Source organism: Rhizobium sp. SSA_523 (assembly GCF_030435705.1).
In the GTDB taxonomy this organism is placed as follows: Bacteria; Pseudomonadota; Alphaproteobacteria; order Rhizobiales; family Rhizobiaceae; genus Neorhizobium.
The window spans coordinates 1,067,242-1,082,767 of the sequence record NZ_CP129381.1 but is presented as its reverse complement, the minus strand read 5'-3'; the positions used below and the strand labels follow the sequence as shown (position 1 = coordinate 1,082,767).

Below are 15,526 nucleotides of genomic sequence, written 5' to 3'. Positions count from 1 at the left end.
GGCACGTTCTTTCGGGCGTCAGCTTTGCGCGCTGCTGCCATTCTTCGAATGACGTTGCCTGCTGTCGGTTGCCAGTGCAGATCCGATCATTTCAGCCACCCAAATCTGGGGAGGAAACGTGTTATATTAGTTAACAACAAATCTTAGAATTCATGTGGAAGAACTTGGGGTGGGAGGAGCATTCATGAGAACTGCTCTGTTTTTCCATGGCTGGCGAAACTTGATCAAGATCAAGGATTGGAGGATCTGACCGTCTATCCTCGCATGCATTGCCGAGATGACGACGAATGAGGAAGGCGGTCGCAATCATGCTGGACACTGCATCTCCTGCACCTGCTGTTCCGGGTGAGGGCTTCGAGCGGCGGGAGACGGCAAAAGCCCCGCGTCGTCCCAGATTTCGGCCATCCCTATTTCGGCCCGCCTTGCCATCCGAGCCTCCAGCCAATCCTGCAGTGCAGGCCGGCCCGCGCGCCGGACGCCGGACAAGGCGGGATCGTTCGGCCGATCCCTTGACGATGCTGATGGCGCCCGGTCTTCAGTTCCAGCGGCGCGCCGCAGCCTATGGCGTGGTCGGTGCGCTGATATGGCCCTTGCAGGCGGGCCTGGTGGCATGGGCGATCGGCCAGGCGCTGGCGGACGAGGCGATCGTGCCGATGATGGTGGCCGGCGCTTTCGCCGGTCTCGGACTGTGCCGGGCAGCCTTTTCCTTTGTGGCGGAAAAGGAGGCCCAGAGGGCGGCCGACAGCGTTATCGGCGCGGCACGCAAGGCCATGATCGCGATGGAAACCCGGCGCCTTGAGGAAAGCGGCTTTGGCGGCGCCGGAGCCGTTGCCTCGCTGGCGACGGAGAAGCTCGATCTTCTTTCGCCTTACGCGACGCGCTATCTGCCGGCCCAGGCGCGGGTGGCGGTGCTGCCGCTCGTTCTGGTGACGGCCGCCTTCTGGCATTCCTGGGTTGCCGCCTGCATTCTGCTGGTCAGCGGCCCGCTCATCCCTCTGTTCATGGCGCTTGTCGGCTATGCGGCAAAGGAAACCAGTTCCCGCCAGCTGAAGGAAGTCGGCAGCGTCAACGACATGCTTGTGGAACGCCTATCGGCCCTGCTCGACATCCGTCTGCTCGGCGCCCGCAAGATCGTGCACGAGCCTTTCCGCCTGCGGTCCGATGATCTGCGGCGCCGAACAATGGCCGTGCTGGCGGTGGCCTTTCTGTCCTCCACGGTGCTTGAACTGTTCGCCGCGGTGGGCGTTGCCATGATGGCCGTCTATGTCGGCTTTTCCCTGCTCGGCACCATCACCTTCGGCGCCTGGGGAGCAGCGCTCTCGCCGCAATCCGGCATCTTCCTGCTCCTGCTCGCTCCAGACTTCTATCAGCCTCTGCGGGATCTTGCGGCGGCCTGGCATGACCGGGCATCGGCCTCGGCAGTTGCCGATGAATTTGCGGCCTGGCAGGCGGGAAAGACGGCATTCATGGCCGGCAGAGGCGAGCGGGTCGCCCCACTGCCAGGCCCGGCCAGCCTCTGCATCGAGGGATGCTACTCGCCCGGCGGCAGAGCGCTGCCGACCATTTCGGTGGCTGCAGGCGAGAGCCTGGCCCTGGTGGGGCCAAGCGGCGCCGGCAAAACCTCGCTCCTGCGCCTGATGGCCGGCCTTTCGGTCCCGAGCCGGGGACTGGTCCTCGTTGCCGGTCGGGTGGTGCTGACCGACGCGAATTGCGATGCCTGGCGGGCCCGGCTCGGATGGATGCCGCAGGCGCCGCACTTCCTGAATTCGAGCATCCGGGACAATATCATGCTGGGCCGTCAGGGGGATCTGGCGGAGGTGTTGCGGCGCACCGGGGCCGAGGCCTTCGTGCAATCGCTGCCGGGTGGCACGCTTGCCCGGCTGGGCGAGAGCGGCGCGGGCATATCCGGCGGCGAGGCGCGCCGCCTGATGCTGGCGCGGGCCATTTTCGGATGTCCGGATGTCATCCTGGCCGACGAACCGACGGCCGATCTCGATCCGCAAACCGCAGACATCGTCACGCAGACGCTGCTGTCCGAAGTCGAGCGCGGCGCCACACTGATCGTCGCCACGCATGATATGCGGCTTGCACAGAATATGCATCGGATGATCAGGCTGGGGGCGGGCTCGTGAAGCACCTATGGTCGATCTTCCGGATGATTGCGCAGGACCAGGCCGTGTCGCTGCTGCGGGGCGCGGCGCTGTCTGTCATCGTGCTCCTGGCGGGCGCCGGACTTCTCGGCCTCTCCGGCTGGTTCATCACCGCCGCTGCGGCGGCCGGCCTGGCGGGTACCGGCGCGCTCTTCGATGTCTTTCGCCCCTCGGCCATGGTGCGCTTTCTGGCGCTGGGCCGGGCTGCTGCGCGGTATGGCGAACGGCTGCTGACGCATGATGCGACGCTGCGGGGCCTGGAGACGCTCCGTCTCCGGCTGCTGGATGTCTATCTCGCCGCACCCTATAAGCGCATTGCCGCGCTTCGCGGACCGCAGGCGCTGAACCGTCTGATGGCGGATATCGATGCCCTGGACGGCGTGACACTCCGCCTGGTGCTGCCGATCCTGTCGCTGATCCTGGTGCAGATCGCGGCCTGCACGCTCCTCTTCCTCTTTGTCACGCCCGCGATTGCCGCCTGGGTCTCCATCGGCTGGAGCCTCGGGGCCGGCATTGTCTGCTGGGCGGCGTGGCGAACATCGCTGACCTTGTCGAGACGCCGGGAGGCGGCAACACAGGCCTTCCGGTCGCGGATGATCGATCTGATCCGCAGCCGGCGCGATCTCGCAATCTACGGCCAGATCGGGCAGCGGCGACAGCATCTGGAGGATGCGGAGAGGCGGCGGCTCCTGCTGCCGCTCGATCGTATCGATCGGCGAACGGGTCTGGCACTTTCGGCTTTGGCTGCCATCATGGTGGCGGGCGCGCTGGGCCTTGGTCTGGCCGCGGTCCAGACGGGCGGCCTCGATCCCTCGATGGCCGCGCTGACTGTCTTCGTCGCGATCGCGCTGGTGGAAGCCTATGCCCCCTTGCGACGCGCCGCCACCGATTTTGGCCGAATGGCAGAGGCTGCGCGGCGGGTCCGCGCCGATCTGTCGCGCGAGCGTCCTGCGGTGTCGACTAGGCCCGCCGCTGCTGCCGTAACGAACCCTGCCGTGACGAACCCTGCCTCGACAGCGCTGCTCCGTCTTAGGGACCTCTCTCTTCCGCGAATGGCAGGCGCTGGCTTTCTGCTTGAAGGTCTGACGCTGGAAGTCGGGCCCGGTGAGACGATCGCCTTTCGTGGACCGAGCGGCTGTGGAAAATCCACGCTGCTTCTCGCCATGGCCGGGCTGCATCCCCTGTCTGCAGGCACGATTTTCATTGCCGGCAAGGATATCCGGACCCTTGGGGAAGAGGATCTTCGACAGAAACTGACTTTGGTCCCGCAGCGCAGCGTCATCATGGCCGGCAGCGTGCGGGAAAGCCTCTGTCTGGCTGCGCCGCACAGCAGCGAAGGCCAGATGTGGCAGGTCTTGGACTGTGTCCGGCTGGCGGGCCTCGTCCGGGCGCGCGGCGGGCTTGACCTGACGCTCGGCCATCTGGGCGAGGGCTTGTCGGGCGGCGAAGTGAGGCGCCTGGCCCTGGCGCGGGCATTGCTGCGCCGGCCTGAGATACTTCTGCTCGACGAGCCGACGGAAGGGCTGGATGAAAAGACCGCGGCAGAGGTCCTTGGGGCAATCCGCGACCTTCTGCCGCGCGCAGCCATCGTCATGGCATCGCATCGCGCCGTCGAACAGGCCTTTGCGCAGGTGATCACCCTCACTTCCAAGACGGTTCCCTCGGCCTGAGGTTATCTGCGACACCTCTTATTTGACCGGGATCAAGGTTGGCCGGAAGGGTGGCGCCTAGGCTTCCCCCAGTCTTGACCCGCACGGCTGGCACCTGGCCGCCGTCTTTGGAGTAAGCGATATGGAAATCGGCATCGTTGAGCTGTCACGGCTGCAGTTCGCCATGACAGCCCTGTACCATTTTCTCTTTGTGCCGCTGACGCTTGGTCTGTCGATCATCGTCGCGATCATGGAGACGGTCTATGTCATGACAAACCGCCCGATCTGGCGGCAAATGACCAAGTTCTGGGGCATGCTGTTCGGCATCAACTTCGTGCTGGGCGTTGCCACGGGCATTACCATGGAGTTCCAGTTTGGCATGAACTGGAGCTATTACAGCCATTATGTCGGCGACATCTTCGGTGCTCCACTGGCGATCGAGGGCCTGATGGCCTTCTTTCTCGAAGCCACCTTTGTCGGCCTCTTCTTCTTCGGCTGGGACAAGCTGTCCAAGGTCCAGCACCTGGTCGTCGCCTGGTTGGTCGCGATCGGATCGAACCTGTCGGCGCTCTGGATTCTGATCGCCAATGGCTGGATGCAGTATCCGGTCGGCGCCTCGTTCAACCCGATGACGATGCGCATGGAGATGACCGATTTCTACGCTGTTTTGTTCAACGAGGTGGCGCAGGCCAAATTCGTTCACACTGTCAGCGCCGGCTATGTCACCGCCGCTGTCTTCGTCATCGGTGTCTCGGCATGGTACCTGCTGAAAGATCGTCATCATGCGCTGGCGCGGCGGTCAATCACCGTTGCGGCGTCCTTCGGCCTGGCTTCGGCCTTCTCTGTCGTGCTGTTGGGGGACGAGTCCGGCTATTCGGCGACGCATAGCCAGAAGATGAAGCTCGCCGCCATCGAGGCCATGTGGGATACGCAGCCGGCGCCGGCGCCATTCACCGTCTTCGGCTTTCCGGATCAGGCGGCGCGCGAGACGCATTTCGCCATTCATGTCCCGATGGTCATGGGCCTGATCGGGACGCGGTCGCTGACCACGGAAATCCCCGGCATCAAGGACCTGGTCGCCCAGGCGGAGGCCCGCATCCGCTCAGGTCTGATCGCCTATGATGCGCTGATGACGGTGCGCCAGGAGCGTGAAGCGACATCGCCGCAGGTGATGAAAACCTTCGAGGATCACTCGCAGGACCTCGGCTTCGCCTTCCTGCTGAAGAAGTACGTGGATGATCCGCGAACGGCGAGCGAGGAGCAGATCCGGCTGGCGGCCAATGATACGGTGCCGACCGTCTGGCCTCTGTTCTGGGCCTTCCGGATCATGGTCGCGCTTGGCCTCTCCTTCATCGCCACCATGGCCTACTTTTTCTACCGCGCCTCGTTCAAGGGCATGCGCTTCCCGCGCGCCGCGCTCTGGCTGGCAGTCGTCATGATCCCGGCGCCGTGGATCGCGGCGGAAATGGGCTGGATCGTCGCCGAGGTCGGACGCCAGCCCTGGACGGTGGATGGCGTACTGCCGACAGCGCTGTCGGTCAGCGAATTGTCGGTGACCGAGCTTGCTCTGACGCTTGCCGGCTTCGTTGCCTTCTACACCATCCTCTTCATCATCGAGATGGGCCTGATGCTGAAATATATCCGCAAGGGTCCTTACATGGACGTCGCGGAAACAGAGGCCTGGTTCCAGACGCGCCGTGCGGCGCTGAACCCTGCCCATCCCATCGCCATTCCCGCGGAGTAAGGCTCATGATCCTGCATGAACTTCTAAGCTATGAATTCCTGCGTGTCGTCTGGTGGCTGCTGCTGGGCGTTCTTCTGATCGGCTTTGCGGTGACCGACGGTTTCGACATGGGCGTCGGCGCGCTGCTGCCCTTTGTCGGAAAGACGGATGAGGAAAGGCGTGTCGTCATCAACACCGTCGGTCCCGTCTGGGAGGGCAACCAGGTGTGGTTCATCCTCGGCGGCGGCGCCATTTTCGCCGCCTGGCCGCCGCTCTATGCGATGAGCTTTTCCGGCTTCTACCTTGCCATGTTCGTGGTCCTTGCCGCCTTCATCGTCCGGCCCGTCGCCTTCAAATATCGCTCCAAGCGCGATGACAGGCGCTGGCGTTCCGCCTGGGACTGGGCCCTGTTCGTCAGCGGGGCGGTGCCGGCCCTCCTGTTCGGCGTTGCCGTCGGCAATGTCATCCAAGGCGTGCCCTTCCATTTCACCGACGACCTGCGCAGCATTTACGAAGGCGCCTGGTACACCAAGTTCTTCGGTCTGCTCGATCCCTTCTCGCTCGTTGCCGGCCTGGTGTCGCTCAGCATGTTGATCATGCACGGTGCCGCCTGGCTGACGGTCAAGACACAGGGCAGGGTCCAGGCGCGGGCGCGGTCCATCGGTTCCGTGGCTGCACTCACGGCCGTCGTCACCTATGGTTTGGCGGGCCTGTGGCTCGCCTTCGGGGTGCAGGGATTTCAGATCGTCGGAGACTACGTGACGGGCGGTCCTTCCAACCCGCTGCATTTTGCCGTGGAGCGCACGCCGAGCTGGTTGAGCGCCTATGCGGAACGGCCATGGATCGCCATTGCGCCGGCGCTGGGCGTCCTTGGCGGGCTCCTGACCTTTTTCGGCTTGCGGGCCGGACGCGAGGTCTCGACCCTCATCTTCTCGAAACTGGCCATTCTCGGGGTGATCGCCTCGGTCGGCTTGACCATGTTTCCCTTCATCATGCCCTCATCGACGGATCCCAAATCCTCGCTGACGGTGTGGAACAGTTCCTCCTCGCATCTCACACTCTTCATCATGCTGGTCTGCACGCTGATCTTCATGCCGATCATCCTTGCCTATACGAGCTGGGTCTACAAGGTTCTCTGGGGCAAGGTGACGGAGCATGACGTGGCGGAGCACGAGCATTCATTCTACTGAAAAGGAACCGATCATGTGGTATTTCGCCTGGATGCTTGGCCTGCCGCTGGCTGCCGTCTTCGCCGTCATGAACGCCATCTGGCTGGAAGTCAGGGATGATGAGCACCTTCATGCGGGCAATGACCGCTAGCGCATGACGTCCTTGCCGCCCATCCTGCAGCGTGCGGATGGGCAGGCGTTCTGGTGGCCGGATTGGATCTGGCGGGGGCCGGCATAGCGGCCCCGGCCCCGGATGCAAGGATGCCCTTGCCGAAGCTTGCGCAGATCCGGTTCAGCCCCCCAGGACGAAGCGGGAAAAGGCGAGCGAATTGCGCGCATCCTCATCCATCCGGGCTTCGCTTGCGCCATTGCTCAAGTCGCGCCACACGCGGATGTCGGAGCCGATCGTGCCGCCGGTCTTGACGAATGGCTCCATCACCACCGCGCCTTGGTATTGGATATCGCGCAGCGCCGCACCGATTTCGTGCCAGGGCATGCGCCCCTTGCCGGGAACGCGGCGATTGCTCTCGCCGGTATGGAAATGGCCGAGGAGAGGCCCGGCGGTGCGGATCGCATCGCCGAAACTGTCTTCCTCGATATTCATATGGAAGGTATCGAGCATGACCTTCACGTTCGGCTTGCCGACGTCCTTGACGAAGGCGACACCCTCCGCCGCCGTGTTCAGCACGTGGTTTTCGAAGCGATTGAGCACTTCGATGCAGAGATCGATCCCGAGGTCCCGGGCGAAATCGGCAATGCCGTGAATGCCCTCCACACCTCTTTGCCTGTCACCCTCCTTGTCGACGGGCTGCGAATAATCGACAGGCCAGTAGGAATGCAAGGCGCCGCCAATGGTGCGAATGTCGAGCTTGGCGACATTGGTAAGCGTCTGTTCAAAAAAGGTCTTGCCGGCCGCGCGGACGGCCGCATCCGGCGAGGACAGGTTCTTCGCCTTGGAGGGGCCGATGCCCGCGGTCAGGATGATGTTGTTGTCGATGGCGCGCTGCCGGATGTCGGCGAGTTCCGCATCGCTATAATCGTTGATGTGATGCGCAGCCACTTCGATCACGTCGAAGCCCAGCTTGGCGACCTTCTCGATATAGGGGCCGAATTTGGCGCTCCACTCATGTTCCCAGTAGGAATAATATATGCCGTGTTTCATCGAAAAACTCCTTGTCATGATCAGGCGTCGAGAATTGGGAGACAGGACAGAAGGCCGGAATGGCGGAAGGACTTCGGAAGGCCAGGCATTTGGAAGGCCAGACTTTCGGAGCCCGCAAACGTCAAGCGGCCGGCCGAAAGCAGCGCCTGGGACAAAGAAGGCGGCCGGGCCGCCCTGCTCAGCCTGGATTGTCGATACGAAGATCTGGCTCCGCACTGTTGGACTGGATGAAGAGCCCGTTCGGCAGATCATTTTCCTCCACTTTCCTTGAGATCTCCTGCGCATCCAGCCCCGCATCTAGCCAGCGGGTCTGCAGGCGAAGCCGCAATACCTCCACGTCGACATCCACGAAGATCGTGACGTCGAAAATCTGCTTCAGCCGGTCCCATGGTGCCTGACGCAGGAGCAGGTAATTGCCTTCGCAAACGATGATTTCGGTCGATTGCGGAATGAGCCTTCCGCCAGCCCGGGCGATCTCGATGGAACGATCGAACACGGGCACGGCAATGACATCGTCCTCGTTCGCCTTCAGCCGCAAGAGCATGTGCCGCAAGCCGTGAGCGTCGAAGGTGTCCACGGCACCTTTGAAGGCAAGCCGGCCCATCGTCCGGAGCACGGTGTCGTCCAGGTGGTAACCGTCCATCGGAAAGAGGGCGCTGCTGCGCCCGTATTCGGCCTCCAGCGCATCAACGGTCTTCTCCGCCAGTGTCGATTTGCCGGAACCCGGAGCGCCGGCGAGAGCGACGAGGACGCGCCGGCCGCCCGATCTCTCCAGGCTTTCGATCGCCGCCTGCGCAATCCGCCGCACATTGTTGTCGATCCCCGCCATCGTCTTGTGGTCCATCCCGCTCATCTCCTCTCTGCTGTCCATCGTCGCTCTACCATCCGGCACATCAGCCGAAGCCATACTGGGCCGCCTTGTTGCGCAGGAAGGAGAGGCCTTTGTCCAGAACTTCCTCGCCATTGTCGGCCACAGGCCGCCAGGTGGCGGTGGCGCCGGCCATGCTCGCAGGCATGGCCGCAAAGCTTTCAAGCGTGAGGCCTCCCGTAAAGCCAATCGCGGCGAGGGTCGCGAAAAGCGCGTCCCATGGCACATTGCCGTATCCCGGCACGCCGCGATCGCTTTCGGACAGGTGCATGTAGCGCAGATGCTCGCGGGCGGCGAGGATCCCGTTCGCCACGCCCTTTTCCTCCATGGTCATATGAAACGTGTCCAGATGCACGAAGACATTGTCCATGCCGATCCGCTCGACCAGAGCCACGGCCTGGGCCGCGCAATTGACGAGATGGTTCTCGTAGCGGTTCACCGCCTCTATGCCGAATTGCAATCCCAGACGCTTTGCATGGACGGCGGCTGCGCCGAGCGCGCGGGTCAGATTGTCGTATTCTCCGTCAGTCGGAGGAAAACCGGTTCGCTCATTGGTGCCGCCATAGGTGACGCCGGTCAACGCCTCGGCGCCCATCGCCGCAGCTATGTCCAGTGCCGCCTTCAGGTGCTGCGCCGCTGCATCGGGCCGAAGGGAGGGCCAGGCAGGCTCAGGCAGGACGAGCGAGCAGGTAGCGCGCAGCTTGAACTTCTCCAGCAGGGCACGGCTGTGCTCCGCATCGACGGCGGCCAGGTCGATCAGCGGGATCTCGATGAAATCCTGCCCGTAGCGCGCCGCGCCGAAGATCGCCCGCTCTGCGCCCGCCTGATCCCAGACGGAGGTCCACATCATTGCGTGAATGCCGAAACCCTGCACGTCAGTTCTTCTTTCTGCTGAAGATGCGATTGGTCGAGACGAAGGATCGGGCGGCCATCACCACGATCATCAGGACACCCCAGAGCGCCGTAGCGAGATGCTGGTTGGCGCCCATCAGGTTCAGTCCGGAGGAAAGAAGCTGAAGGACGATCAAGGCCACGAAAACCGGCAGGACCCGCCCGAAGCCGCCAAAGGGATTGACCCCGCCAAGGAAGGCGGCGAGCACGGTGATCAGAAGGTAGGATTCGCCATGCCCGACGCGAACGGAATTGAACCGGGCCAGCATGATGATGCCGGCAATCGCGCACATGACCCCTGACAGAGTATAGACAAGCACGAGGATCCGCCGTGTGTTCAGGCCGGAATACTGCGCGGCCTCCATGTTGGAGCCGATCATCAGCAGTCCGAAGCCCAGCTTGCTGCGGGTCAGCAGGACGTGCCATGCCGCGACGCAGACGATGAAAATCAGCAGCGGAATGGGAATGCCGAGAAGCGAGCCATGGCCGATCGGCGCCATATAGGCCGGAAATCCGGAGACGTCGCCGCCGCGCGTCAGGAATTCCCCAAGGCCTCGCAGGAAGATCATCATGGACAGCGTAATCAGAATGGGATGGGCGCGGGTATAGGCGATGGCGAGACCGGTCAGGGCCCCTGCCGCTGCCCCGCTGGCAAGTGCGGCACAACAGGCCAGGGCGAAGGCGCTGGCCGGAGCATCGACACCGCCATTGGCCTGCAGCACCCAGGCGGCGGCAAGGCCGGAGAGATTGGCGGTGAACGTGACCGCCAGATTGATGCCGCCGGTCAGGAGTGGCAGAAGCATTGCCAAAGTCAGCAGGCCGAGTTCGGGGAGCTGGAAGGCGACCGAGCCGAAGGTGGCGGCCGAGATGAAATTGTCCGCCGCAAGCCCGAAGATCAGCATGACCGCCAGGAAGGCGATCAGCGGTCCGCCCATGTCGGCGCCGAACAGGCTGTTGAATTTCCGCACCAAGCTCTTCATGGCCGATCGCCTTTCTGCGGTGCGCGGCGCTTCAGGCTTTCCGGCAGGAGCCTGTCGAAGCGCGTGTAGGAGAGCGTGATGGCGATCAGGATGATGGCCCCGACAATCATCTTGAAGGCGAAGGGCGAAACGCCCATCAGGTTCAGGCCGTTCTGGGTGATGGAGACCAGCAGGACGCCCAGCACGCAGCCCAGCACCGATCCCTTGCCGCCGCCGAGCCGCGCGCCGCCCAGCACCGTCGCCGCCAGCACATCCAGCTCGCGTCCATACAGCGCATTGGGCACGACCTCCTGGGCGTAATGGGCCTGCATGAGACCGGCAATGCCGGCCATCAGGCCAAGCCAGCCGAAGGAGATGTAATGCATCGCTCCGATATCGATGCCGAAGCGGCGCGCTCCTTCCGGATTGTCGCCAAAGGCGTAAAGTTTGCGTCCCGTCGTGGTTTTCGAGATCATGAACCAGGTGGCCAGGCAGCAGAGGATCATGACCACGACCGGTAGGGTCAGCTCGATCCAGGAACCGTCGGCCATTTCCCGCTCGTAGAAGACGACGCGGTTGGAGAGCCAGTCCGGCAGGTTGTAGATTGATACGCCTTTCGTGAAGAACATCAAAAGGCCGAAGAAGATGTTGAAGGTCGAGATGGTGGCGACGATCGAGATGATCTGCAAACGATAGACCAGGAGCGCGTTGACCAGGCCCAGTCCGATCCCGACCGCGCCGGCGATGATGAAACCCTCCGCCCAGTTGCCGCCGCCGAGCGCGTTCAGCGCCAGCACCGTCACATATTGCACCACCGAGGCCGCGACGGCGAAGGAGATGTCGATCCCGCCGGAGATCAGCACGACCAGAAGTCCGACCGCGAAAATGATGTTGACGGCCGAGACGTTCAACAGGTCGAAAGCATTGGAGATCGTCAGAAACCGATCCGTGCCGAAGGACAGGCCGATACAGAGAAGCACCATGACCGCAAAAAGGGTAACTTCGGTTGCATGGTCGCGCACAAGCCTAAGCATAGACGGCGGCCTCCAGTTCGCTGAGCGCAATGGTGCGCGGATCGTAGACGGCCTGGAAGCGTCCCTCCACCATGTGGACGACGCGATCGGCATTGAAATAGACTTCCGGCGGTTCGTCGGAAATGAGGATGATCGACAGGCCCTCGGCGGCAAGCTTGCGCACGATGTCGAAGATCCCGGCACGGGCTCCCACGTCGACGCCCACCGTCGGGGCATCGAGGATGAGGATTTTCGGACCGATCGCCAGCCATTTGGCAATGGCAACCCGCTGCTGGTTGCCGCCGGACAAGGTGCGGATGGGATCATCCGGCGTTCCGATCTTGACGCCGAGCGCTGCGATCCAGTGGGATATTACCGCGGCTTTCCGGCCGGGTGAGATCAGGCCGCCCGATAGAATGCGATCGAGAGAGGCCATGACCAGATTGTCGGCAATGGATTGCGGCTGATTGAGGCCAAGCGACAGCCGGTCTTCGGACAGGTAGGCGATACCGGTGCGGATGGCATCGCGGTTCGATGCGAATTCGACCTTCCGGCCCTCGACGACGATTTCGCCGGCATGGGGCCGATGCATACCGAACAGGGTCAGTGCCAGTTCCGTGCGGCCAGCCCCGAGCAGACCGGTTATGCCAAGCGTCTCGCCGCGACGGAGATCGAAGGATACATCCTCGAATTCGCCGTGCCGCGTCAGGTTGCGGACGGAAAGAACAACAGGAGCGTGATCATGATCGGCGGCAACGACGGCATTGTCGAAATTGCGCCCGGTCATCAGTTCCGTCACCCGCGACTGGGTCATGCCCTGCACCGGATAGACGCCGACCAAAGCGCCATCCCGCAGGACCGTGATCCGGTCGGAAATTTCCAGCACTTCCGCCAGTCGATGCGAGACGAAGACCACCGCCACGCCCGAAGCGGCGAGGTTGCGGACGATCTCGATCAGGTAGTCGGCCTCTGACTGTGTGAGGGATGCGGTCGGCTCGTCCATGAAGACCAGCCGCGCCTCGCCCACCAGCGCACGGGCGATCGCGACGATCTGGCGCTGGGCGATCGGCAGGTCCTTCAGCGGCCTGTGAATGTCGAGGCTGACGCCGAGCCGCGCCAGCGCCGTCTGCGCCGCCTTATCGATGGCGCGCTTGTCGATCAGTCCGTAGCGGCCGTTGACGGCAAGCTGGAAGCCGATGTTTTCCGCCACCGACATTTCGCCGAACAGTGCCAGATCCTGCCAGATGACCTGTATGCCGAGCGATTGCGCAAGCGTCGGCGTCATGGTGGCAATGGGCTTGCCGTCGAAGATCAGCTCTGCGCCATCTTCCGGCTTGTAAACGCCGGTGATGACCTTGATCAGCGTGCTCTTGCCGCAGCCGTTTTCACCGGCCAGGCAATGGACTTCTCCCGGATTGACCTCGAAGGCTACACTCTTGAGGGCGCGGACGCCGCCGAAGGTGACCTTGATGTTTTTCAGGGAGAGAAGCGGTTGTGCACTCATGAGGGCGTGTTTCCCCGTCTGACCAGGGTGGTCCTGCTGGCGTGATGACATGGCTTGGAAAAGCGGGCCGCACGGCGGTTCGACGCCGTACGGCCCTCTCAGGCTCCGGGAGGATCAGAGGCCCATGGAAACGAGTTTGTCGATGCTTTCCTTGTCGATCTTCAGGAGCTGGTCGACGACGATCGTATTGCCTTCCGGCTTGATGGCGCCAAGGCCCTCGATCGTGTCGCCGGCCTTCGGCTCCTGTCCTTTTGCGATGCGATCGGCGAGGGTGACGAAGACCTCGCCCGCCTGCTTGGGATTCCACATGAAGCCGCCGGTCAAAGCGCCGCTCTTGATCAGCTTGGCGCCCTGTCCGGGCGAAAACGGACCGATGACGAAGACCTTGCCGTCCTTGCGACGCTCCTCGACGGCGCGACCGGCTCCGATCGGACCCTGCGATCCGAAGGCGAGGAATCCTGCAAGATCCGGATTGGCGGACATCAGGTCCAGCGCCGTCGACCGGCTCTTATCCAGATCTTCGGCAACGCCATAGCGGTCGCCGATCAGCTTCATGTCCGGGTGATTGGCCTTGATATAGGCGATCGCCGCATCGGCCCAGGCATTGTGGAGCGGCACGGTCAGAGAGCCGACGAAAACGCCGTAGGAGCCCTTGCCGCCCATTTTTTCCGCCAGAAGCTTGCCATGCGCCTCACCAAAACCCTTGGCGGAGGCCAGTTCGAAATCCCAGTCGGCGCCGGCCTGGTTCGGCGATTCATGGGTGATGACCTTGATGCCTGCCGCCTGCGCCTTCTTCAGAACCGGCTCCAGAACCTTGGCATCGTTCGGCACCACGCCGATGACATTCACTTTCTGTGCGATCAGGTCTTCGATGGCGCGAACCTGCAGGGCCGGATCGGCGCTTGTCGGACCGACCATGAAGCCGTTGACGCCGAGTTTTGCGCTCTGTTCCTTGATGCCCGCTTCCATGGCGTTGAACCACGGAATGCCCCCGATCTTCACCACCACGCCGAGTTTGGTTTCGGCGGCCAATGATGCGGTCGATGCCAAGAGCGCCAGCGAAATGCCGAGCGTTGCTGCCAGAATTCTCTTCATGGGGTCCTCCTCCTCTGATTTTCCCTGACGGTCGGAAGCCTGTCCGGCAGAGGTTGCTCCTCCGCGCAAAGCGTCGCTGCCGACTGCTGCCTCCGTCCCGTCGTTCCTCCACGCGGTCCACCCTGCACAATCGATATTTCTTGCTTGCACAATCGATGGTGCAAACAGATTATCACTCTGCGTGCTTCCGTCAAGGGGGCTGGCGATCTACAAGATGCGGGATATGGGAGAGGGTGTGCATGACCGAGAAAGAGCAGAAGAAGGCAACGATCTACGATCTTTCGGTTCAATCGGGTGCATCGGCTTCCACCGTCAGTGCCGTCCTCAATGGGACCTGGCGCAAACGTCGGATATCGGAGGATACGGCCAAGAAGATCATGTCTCTCGCAAGGGAGCATAAATATACCGCCAATCAGCAGGCGCGGGCGCTTCGCAGTTCCCGCTCCGGAATGGCGGGTCTGCTTCTGCCGGTCTATGACACGCGGTTCTTCTCCTCCATGGCGCAGACCTTCGAGGCAGAGGCACGCAAGCGCGGCCTCCTGCCGGTCGTCGTTTCGGGACGGCGCGATCCGGAGGAAGAGCGCCGGACGGTGGAGTCGCTCATCGCCTACTCGATCGATTCGCTTTTCATCGCAGGCGCCACGGATCCCGACGGGGTGCACAGGGTCTGCGTTAGCGCCGGCGTGCCGCATGTGAATATCGATCTGCCGGGAGAACTGGCCTGCTCCGTCATTTCCGACAATAGGCAGGGCGCAAAGGCGCTGACCTCCGCAATCATCCGGCATGCCTTAAGGGCCGGTCCGCTCGATCCGGATGATGTCTTCATGTTCGGTGGGCGCAATGACCATGCAAGCCGCGAGCGCATCCTCGGTTTTCACGATGCAAAGGTAAGTCTGTGCGGCGGCTCCACCGGGATCGACACGGAGAGCACCGGCTATTCGCCCGCAATGACCGCGCTGGCCTTCGAGCGCTTCTATGAGCGGCACGGCAGATTGCCGCGCTGCTTCTTCATCAACTCCGCCATCAATTTCGAAGGTCTGCTGCGCTTCATGGGCAAGCATGACGGGGAAGCTTTCGGCGATATCGTGGTCGGCTGCTTCGACTATGATCCCTTCGGCTCTTTCCTGCCCTTTCCCGTCTACATGATCAGGCCGAATATCCCGGAAATGCTCGAAAAAGGCTTCGAGCTTCTGGACACCAAGGAGGCTGATGCGCGCATCGTTCTGGTCGAGCCGCAACTGGTCGCGCCGCGGACGGCGCTGGAGGGGCCGCTCGATGCCTTGAAGGACGGCAGCGATTGACCGAAGGGGGCGCATCGGTCTGCCCCCGGTCCCGCATCGGAT

Annotated in this window: 13 protein-coding genes; 6 read left to right on the top strand and 7 right to left on the bottom strand. The window is 62.7% G+C overall.

Annotation, left to right across the window (positions count from 1 at the left end):
• Positions 1 to 521 precede the first annotated feature (521 nt).
• The 5 genes from QTJ18_RS06210 to cydX all read left to right on the top strand — a co-directional run bounded on the left by QTJ18_RS06210 (position 522) and on the right by cydX (position 6,842).
• Positions 522 to 2,132: an ABC transporter ATP-binding protein/permease gene (locus QTJ18_RS06210; RefSeq protein WP_252754998.1), complete on the top strand. Its 1,611-nt coding sequence runs from the start codon at positions 522 to 524 to the stop codon at positions 2,130 to 2,132.
• Positions 2,129 to 3,820 carry an amino acid ABC transporter ATP-binding/permease protein gene (locus QTJ18_RS06205; protein ID WP_252754999.1) on the top strand — a complete coding sequence of 564 codons (1,692 nt, stop codon included), beginning with the start codon at positions 2,129 to 2,131 and terminating at the stop codon, positions 3,818 to 3,820. Before QTJ18_RS06210 ends, QTJ18_RS06205 begins: the two co-directional genes overlap by 4 nt.
• Before the next feature lie 121 nt (positions 3,821 to 3,941).
• Positions 3,942 to 5,543 carry a cytochrome ubiquinol oxidase subunit I gene (locus QTJ18_RS06200; RefSeq protein ID WP_252755000.1) on the top strand — a complete coding sequence of 534 codons (1,602 nt, stop codon included), beginning with the start codon at positions 3,942 to 3,944 and terminating at the stop codon, positions 5,541 to 5,543.
• A gap of 5 nt (positions 5,544 to 5,548) precedes the next feature.
• Complete coding sequence (cydB, locus tag QTJ18_RS06195; RefSeq protein WP_252755001.1) at positions 5,549 to 6,712, top strand: cytochrome d ubiquinol oxidase subunit II; 1,164 nt, start codon at positions 5,549 to 5,551, stop codon at positions 6,710 to 6,712.
• Positions 6,713 to 6,725: 13 nt separating this feature from the next.
• Positions 6,726 to 6,842, top strand: coding sequence for a cytochrome bd-I oxidase subunit CydX (cydX, locus tag QTJ18_RS06190; protein WP_252755002.1), 117 nt, complete (start codon positions 6,726 to 6,728; stop codon positions 6,840 to 6,842).
• Between the two features lie 141 nt (positions 6,843 to 6,983).
• Here the strand turns inward: cydX and QTJ18_RS06185 are convergent, their stop codons facing one another.
• From QTJ18_RS06185 to QTJ18_RS06155, 7 genes are all read right to left on the bottom strand, one after another.
• Entirely contained in the window at positions 6,984 to 7,853 is an 870-nt protein-coding gene (locus tag QTJ18_RS06185) for a D-psicose 3-epimerase (protein ID WP_252755003.1), read from the bottom strand.
• 178 nt (positions 7,854 to 8,031) lie between these two features.
• A complete protein-coding gene (locus QTJ18_RS06180) occupies positions 8,032 to 8,682 on the bottom strand; it encodes a nucleoside/nucleotide kinase family protein (protein ID WP_252755037.1) in 651 nt (216 codons plus the stop codon).
• A gap of 64 nt (positions 8,683 to 8,746) precedes the next feature.
• Positions 8,747 to 9,595 (bottom strand): sugar phosphate isomerase/epimerase family protein, encoded by an 849-nt coding sequence (locus QTJ18_RS06175; protein ID WP_252755004.1) that lies wholly within the window; start codon positions 9,593 to 9,595, stop codon positions 8,747 to 8,749.
• 1 nt (position 9,596) lies between these two features.
• Positions 9,597 to 10,592 carry an ABC transporter permease gene (locus QTJ18_RS06170; RefSeq protein WP_252755005.1) on the bottom strand — a complete coding sequence of 332 codons (996 nt, stop codon included), beginning with the start codon at positions 10,590 to 10,592 and terminating at the stop codon, positions 9,597 to 9,599.
• Positions 10,589 to 11,605 carry an ABC transporter permease gene (locus QTJ18_RS06165; protein WP_252755006.1) on the bottom strand — a complete coding sequence of 339 codons (1,017 nt, stop codon included), beginning with the start codon at positions 11,603 to 11,605 and terminating at the stop codon, positions 10,589 to 10,591. Before QTJ18_RS06165 ends, QTJ18_RS06170 begins: the two co-directional genes overlap by 4 nt.
• Positions 11,598 to 13,088, bottom strand: coding sequence for a sugar ABC transporter ATP-binding protein (locus QTJ18_RS06160; protein WP_252755007.1), 1,491 nt, complete (start codon positions 13,086 to 13,088; stop codon positions 11,598 to 11,600). Before QTJ18_RS06160 ends, QTJ18_RS06165 begins: the two co-directional genes overlap by 8 nt.
• 114 nt (positions 13,089 to 13,202) lie before the next feature.
• A complete protein-coding gene (locus tag QTJ18_RS06155) occupies positions 13,203 to 14,183 on the bottom strand; it encodes a substrate-binding domain-containing protein (protein WP_252755008.1) in 981 nt (326 codons plus the stop codon).
• A gap of 239 nt (positions 14,184 to 14,422) precedes the next feature.
• Here QTJ18_RS06155 and QTJ18_RS06150 point away from each other — a divergent pair, with 239 nt between their 5' ends.
• Positions 14,423 to 15,484, top strand: coding sequence for a LacI family DNA-binding transcriptional regulator (locus QTJ18_RS06150; RefSeq protein ID WP_252755009.1), 1,062 nt, complete (start codon positions 14,423 to 14,425; stop codon positions 15,482 to 15,484).
• Positions 15,485 to 15,526: the final 42 nt, after the last annotated feature.